Raw genomic sequence first — 5,164 nt, forward strand, 5'->3', positions numbered from 1 at the left:
TTGCCGACGGTTCTGACCGTCGGCAACACTCACGACTCATTCGGCGCAGAGCGCGGCGTCTACCGTGGCCTTCATGTTCGCGTGCACCGCCGGGCTCACCGGATCGCGGTTGGCTTCGACGGTCGCCGCCCGTCCGTCCGGTGACGCGAACGCGAGCGTCGCGAACCCGATGATGTCGCCGCCGTGGCCCCAGAACTCCTTGCCACAGGACAAATACAGCTTGCCCAGCCCGAGCCCGTACTCCGAGCCGGAGTCCCTCGGCACGGTCCGCTTCATCTCGGCCAGCTGAGCGGGACGCAGCAACCGGCCACCGAGCAACGCGCTGAGGAACCGGTTGACGTCGTTCCCCGTGGTCACCAGCCCGCCCGCGGTCCACGCGATCGTGGCGTCGAACTCCGTGAAGTCGACCAGCGAGTCCTTCGCGGGCAAGTAGCCGCGCGGGTGCGGCGCGGGCAGCCGTTCGTCGCCGCGTACCGGCAGATAGGTCTCGCGCAGGCCGAGCGGCCGGAGGATGCGGGCGCCGAGTTCGGCTTGGACACTCCGGCCGGTCACGCGCTCGACGAGCATTCCGGCGAGGATGTAGTTGGTGTTGGAGTACGACCACTTCGCGCCCGGCGGGAACAAAGGCGGGTGCTTCATGGCGAACGCCAGCAGCTCGGCGGGTTCGGCGCCGCGATGGCGGAGCGTTTCGGGGTCGACGTCGACCACATCGTCGAGGTAGTCGGGCAGGCCGCTGGTGTGCTGCAGGATCTGGCGCACCGTGACCGCACCGGTGCCCGCGTCCGGCAGATACCGGGTGACCGGCGCGTCCAGCTCGACCTTGCCTTCGCCGACCAGCTGCAGCACCAGAACGGCGATGAACGGCTTGGTGACGCTGCCCGCGCGGAAGTGGCCGCGCCACGGCATCGGTGCGCCGGTGCGCAGGTCGCCGACGCCGCTGCGCAACGAATAGCCGCGCGTGGTGAGCTGCGCGCCGGGCGTACCGGCGGCGACGACCGTGTCGAGCGCACGTTGCACCGGCCGATGCCCGGTGGCCGCCGCCGGACCGGCCATGGTCGCGGCGAGCAGCGCGACGATGCCTGCCGACGCGGCGATTCGCTTGCAGGGCAAGGACATTCGCATGAGACCCCCTGTTGTCGATTAACCGGAAGTCAGCCTAGGAGGGTGCTCGGCCGCCAACGATCCAGCGAACCGGAGTATCGGCACTGGGGTCAGCCCCACCTTGTTCGCCATCGAGCGAATCCACGCACCGGATCGCGCGTTCGCGGTCATAATGCCTCGTGCCCACGACAAGCCGCCTGCACCTCGTCACCGAGGACGAGGACCACCGCGTCTCCACCCTCGAGCTGTTCTTCGACCTCGTCTTCGTCTACGCGATCACGCAGACCACCCAGCTGATGGCCGACCACCTGTCGCCGCTCGGCATCGGCCAGGGCATGGCGATGCTCACCGTGCTGTGGTGGTGCTGGTGCGGCTACGTCTGGCTCGGCAACACCATCCACGTCGACCAGGGCATCGCCAGGCTCGCGCTGTTCGGCGCGATGGCCGTGTCGTTCCTGGTCTCGCTGACGATCCCGGAGGCGTTCACCGACCTGCCCGGCGGGCTGGACGCGCCGCTGCTGTTCGTCGGCTGCTACCTCATCGTGCGGCTGCTGCATCTCATCGCGTATCTCGGCGCCGCGCGGCATGATCCCGGCCTGCGCAAGGTGCTGCTGCGGATGTTCCCCGGCGTGCTGCCGAGCGTCGCGATCCTCACGGTGGCGACGTTCTTCACCGGCTGGCCGCAGTTCGGGCTCTGGGCGGTCGCGATGCTCTGGGACTACGGGAACGTGTTCTTCACCCGTGGGTCCGAGTGGCGGGTCAACCAGCCTGGGCATTTCGCGGAGCGGTTCGGGCTGATCGTGATCATCGCGCTCGGCGAGTCCATTGTGGCCATCGGGATCGGGATCGCGGCGCTGCCGATGTCGTGGCTCGTGGCCGGCGCGGCGACCGGCGGGCTCGCACTGGCGGCAGGCATGTGGTGGACGTATTTCGACGTGGTCGCGCACGTGTCCGAGCACAAGCTGACGAAGGCGACCGGCGCCGAGCGCGTCAAGATCGCCACGGACTCGTACACGTTCATGCACCTGCCGCTGATCGCCGGCATCGTGCTGGTGGCCTTGGGTCTCAAGAAGGCGCTGCTCTACGTCGCCGACACCGAGCACCACAGCACGTCGGAGGCACTGCACGGCGTGCCGATCTGGGCGTTGACCGGCGGCCTGGCGCTCTACCTCTTCACGCTCTCCGCGCTGCGCAGGCGCAACCTCGGCTCGTGGAACCACCAGCGCCTCGTCCTCGCCATCCTCCTGCTGGCCGCGACTCCCCTGCTGGAGCACGTACCCGCCGCGGCGCTGGTCGGCATCGTCTCGGTGACAGTGCTGGGCCTCATAGTTTTCGAGCGAAACCGCAGGTCAGCGGTCGTGAGCGGCATTGCCGGTTAGAACCGGCCGTACCACTCACGACCCCAGAGGTGGCGCATGCGGGAAACCCGAGCTAACCTACTCGTGAGTAGGTAACGCGAGGGAGAGGCGACCCATGGCTGCCCCGAAGAAACGAGACGCGATGGGCATCGGCCTGTCCGCGCTCACCCGGCTGGCCGGGAGCAAGGCGATCGACAAGGCGGGGCTGCGCAAACCGCTGCAGGGCCTGGTCACGGCGGGCACCCGCAACGGCTTCCGGGTCGCGGGCGCGGCCGGGCGGACGTTCAAGTCGGTCCAGAAGCGCACCGCGCCGGAGCGGCTGGCGCCCGCCGCCGACACCGGCCTGTTCGACCTGACCCCGAGCGAGGACCAGCAGCTCATCGTCGAGACGGTCACCGAGTTCGCGGCCGAGCAGCTGCGGCCGGCGGCGGCCGACGCCGACGCGAAGCTCGAAGCGCCCGAGGGCCTGCTGAGCCGAGCCGCCGAGCTGGGCATCACGCTCGTCGGCATCCCCGAGGAGCTCGGCGGTGTCGGCGCGGAACGCTCGGTCGTCACCGGCGCGCTGGTCGCCGAAGCGCTCGCGCACGGCGACCTCGGGCTCGCGCTCGCCGTGCTCGCGCCGTCCGCGGTCAGCACGGCGCTGGTGCTGTGGGGCGACGAACAGCAGCAGGCCGACTACCTGCCGGCGTTCGTCGGCGAGAACGTTCCCGCCGCCGCGTTCGCGTTGCAGGAGCGCACGCCGCTGTTCGACCCGTTCAAGCCATCGGTCAAGGCCAAGCGCACCCCGAAGGGCTACCAGCTCGACGGCGTGAAATCGCTGGTCCCGCGCGCCGCGCAGGCCGAGGTTTTCGTCGTGTCCGCCGATCTCGAAGGCCGCGGGCCTGCACTGTTCATCATCGAGTCGTCCACCGCGGGCGTCAGCATCGAGAACGAGCCCGCGATGGGCCTGCGCGGCGCGGCGACCGGAAAACTCCACCTGGACAAGGTTTCCCTGCCTGCGGGCGCGTTGCTCGGCGGCGGCAAGCCCGAGGTGTTCACCGAAGCCGTCCGCCTTTCGCGGCTCGGCTGGGCCGCGCTCGCGGCGGGCACCGCCAAGGCCGTGCTCGACTACGTGGTGCCGTACGTCAACGAGCGGCAGGCGTTCGGCGAGCCCGTCAGCCACCGCCAGGCGGTCGCCTTCTCGATCGCCGACATCGCGATCGAACTCGAAGGCCTGCGCCTCGTCACGCTGCGCGCCGCGTCGCGCGCCGAGCAGGGCAAGCCGTACGCCCGCGAGGTCGCGCTGGCCCGCAAGCTGGCCACGGACAAGGGAATGCAGATCGGGAACGCCGGCGTGCAGCTGCTCGGCGGGCACGGCTTCATCAAGGAGCACCCGGTCGAGCGCTGGTACCGCGATCTGCGTGCCATCGGTGTCATGGAAGGCGGAATTCTGCTGTGATCAACCTCGAAGCCCCCAAGAAGGCCGGTGCGCTGATCAACCAGGCGTACCAGGCCGCGGCCGAGGTCTTCCGGCCGATCTCCCGCAAGTACGACCGCGCCGAGCACACCTACCCTGCCGAGCTCGACATGTTCGCCGCATTGCTCGACGGCCTCAACTCCTCCGGCGAGGGCGGCGCGGGCGCGGCCGGCGTCCGCCGCAACGAGAAGGAAGCCGAGAAGGGCAACCGCAACGGCGCCAACCTCAATGTCGTGCTCGGCACGATCGAGATGTGCTGGGGCGACGTCGGCCTGCTGCTCACCATGCCGCGCCAGGGTCTCGGCAACGCGGCCATCGCGTCGGTCGCGAACGAGGAGCAGCTCAAGCGTTTCTCCGGCATCTGGGCCGCGATGGCGATCACCGAGCCCGGCTGCGGCTCGGACTCGGCCGCGATCACCGCGACCGCCCGCCTCGACGGCGACGAGTACGTCCTCAACGGCGAGAAGATCTTCGTCACCTCAGGCGAGCGCGCCGACGCCGTGGTCGTCTGGGCGACACTCGACAAGACCAAGGGCCGCGCGGCCATCAAGTCCTTCGTGGTCGAAAAAGGCACCCCCGGCTTCGAGGTCGTCCGCGTCGAGCACAAACTCGGCATCCGCGCGTCCGACACGGCCGTCCTCCGTTTCGAAAACTGCCGCGTCCCCAAGGACAATCTCCTCGGCACCCCCGAGATCGACACCAAAAAGGGCTTCGCGGGGGTCATGCAGACCTTCGACAACACCCGCCCACTGGTCGCCGCCATGGGCGTCGGCCTCGCCCGCGCGGCGCTCGAGGAGACCGCCCGCATCCTCGCCGACGCGGGCGTGGTCGTCGACTACGACAAGCCCGCCCACACCCAGCACGCGGCCGCGGCGGCGTACCTCCAGCTCGAAGCGGACTACGAGTCGGCGTACCTGCTGACCCTGGAGTCCGCGTGGATGGCCGACAACCGCAAGCCGAACTCACTCCAGGCCTCGATGGCCAAGGCGAAGGCGGGCCGCTCGGTCGTCGACATCACGCTCAAGTGCGTCGAACTGGCCGGAATCGTCGGCTACACAGAAGAATCCCTGCTGGAGAAATGGGCGCGCGACGCGAAGATCCTGGACATCTTCGAAGGCACCCAGCAGATCCAGCAGCTGATCGTCGCCCGCCGCATCCTGGGCAAGACCTCGACCGAGCTGAAGTAGGGGTCGTGAGTGTTGGGGGGGGGGTGGGCGGGGGCGAAAACCACAAAGATATAAAAAAAAAA

At 69.1% G+C, this 5,164-nt stretch carries 4 protein-coding genes; 3 read left to right on the forward strand and 1 reads right to left on the reverse strand.

Features of this window, described 5'->3' with window-relative positions:
- Positions 1-36: 36 nt before the first annotated feature.
- Complete coding sequence (locus ACFV15_RS31875) at positions 37-1,122, reverse strand: serine hydrolase domain-containing protein (protein WP_378354961.1); 1,086 nt, start codon at positions 1,120-1,122, stop codon at positions 37-39.
- Between the two features lie 158 nt (positions 1,123-1,280).
- On the opposite strand from ACFV15_RS31875, the gene ACFV15_RS31880 reads away from it, so the two are divergent.
- From ACFV15_RS31880 to ACFV15_RS31890, 3 genes are all read left to right on the forward strand, one after another.
- Positions 1,281-2,480 (forward strand): low temperature requirement protein A, encoded by a 1,200-nt coding sequence (locus ACFV15_RS31880; RefSeq protein ID WP_378354962.1) that lies wholly within the window; start codon positions 1,281-1,283, stop codon positions 2,478-2,480.
- A 121-nt stretch (positions 2,481-2,601) separates the two neighbouring features.
- The gene (locus ACFV15_RS31885) at positions 2,602-3,897 is read left to right on the forward strand and encodes an acyl-CoA dehydrogenase family protein (RefSeq protein ID WP_378354979.1); all 1,296 of its coding nucleotides are present in this window, start codon (positions 2,602-2,604) and stop codon (positions 3,895-3,897) included.
- On the forward strand, positions 3,894-5,102 hold the full coding sequence (locus ACFV15_RS31890) for an acyl-CoA dehydrogenase family protein (RefSeq protein WP_378354964.1): 1,209 nt from the start codon (positions 3,894-3,896) through the stop codon (positions 5,100-5,102). Before ACFV15_RS31885 ends, ACFV15_RS31890 begins: the two co-directional genes overlap by 4 nt.
- The last annotated feature ends 62 nt before the right edge of the window (positions 5,103-5,164 follow it).

Source organism: Amycolatopsis sp. NPDC059657, assembly GCF_042734395.1.
In the GTDB taxonomy this organism is placed as follows: Bacteria; Actinomycetota; Actinomycetes; order Mycobacteriales; family Pseudonocardiaceae; genus Amycolatopsis.

Excerpts from the sequence above, each read along its gene's own strand:
- ACFV15_RS31875 (WP_378354961.1), bottom strand. The coding sequence starts at position 1,122 with ATGCGAATGTCCTTGCCCTGCAAGCGAATCGCCGCGTCGGCAGGCATC.
- ACFV15_RS31885 (WP_378354979.1), top strand. The coding sequence starts at position 2,602 with ATGGGCATCGGCCTGTCCGCGCTCACCCGGCTGGCCGGGAGCAAGGCG.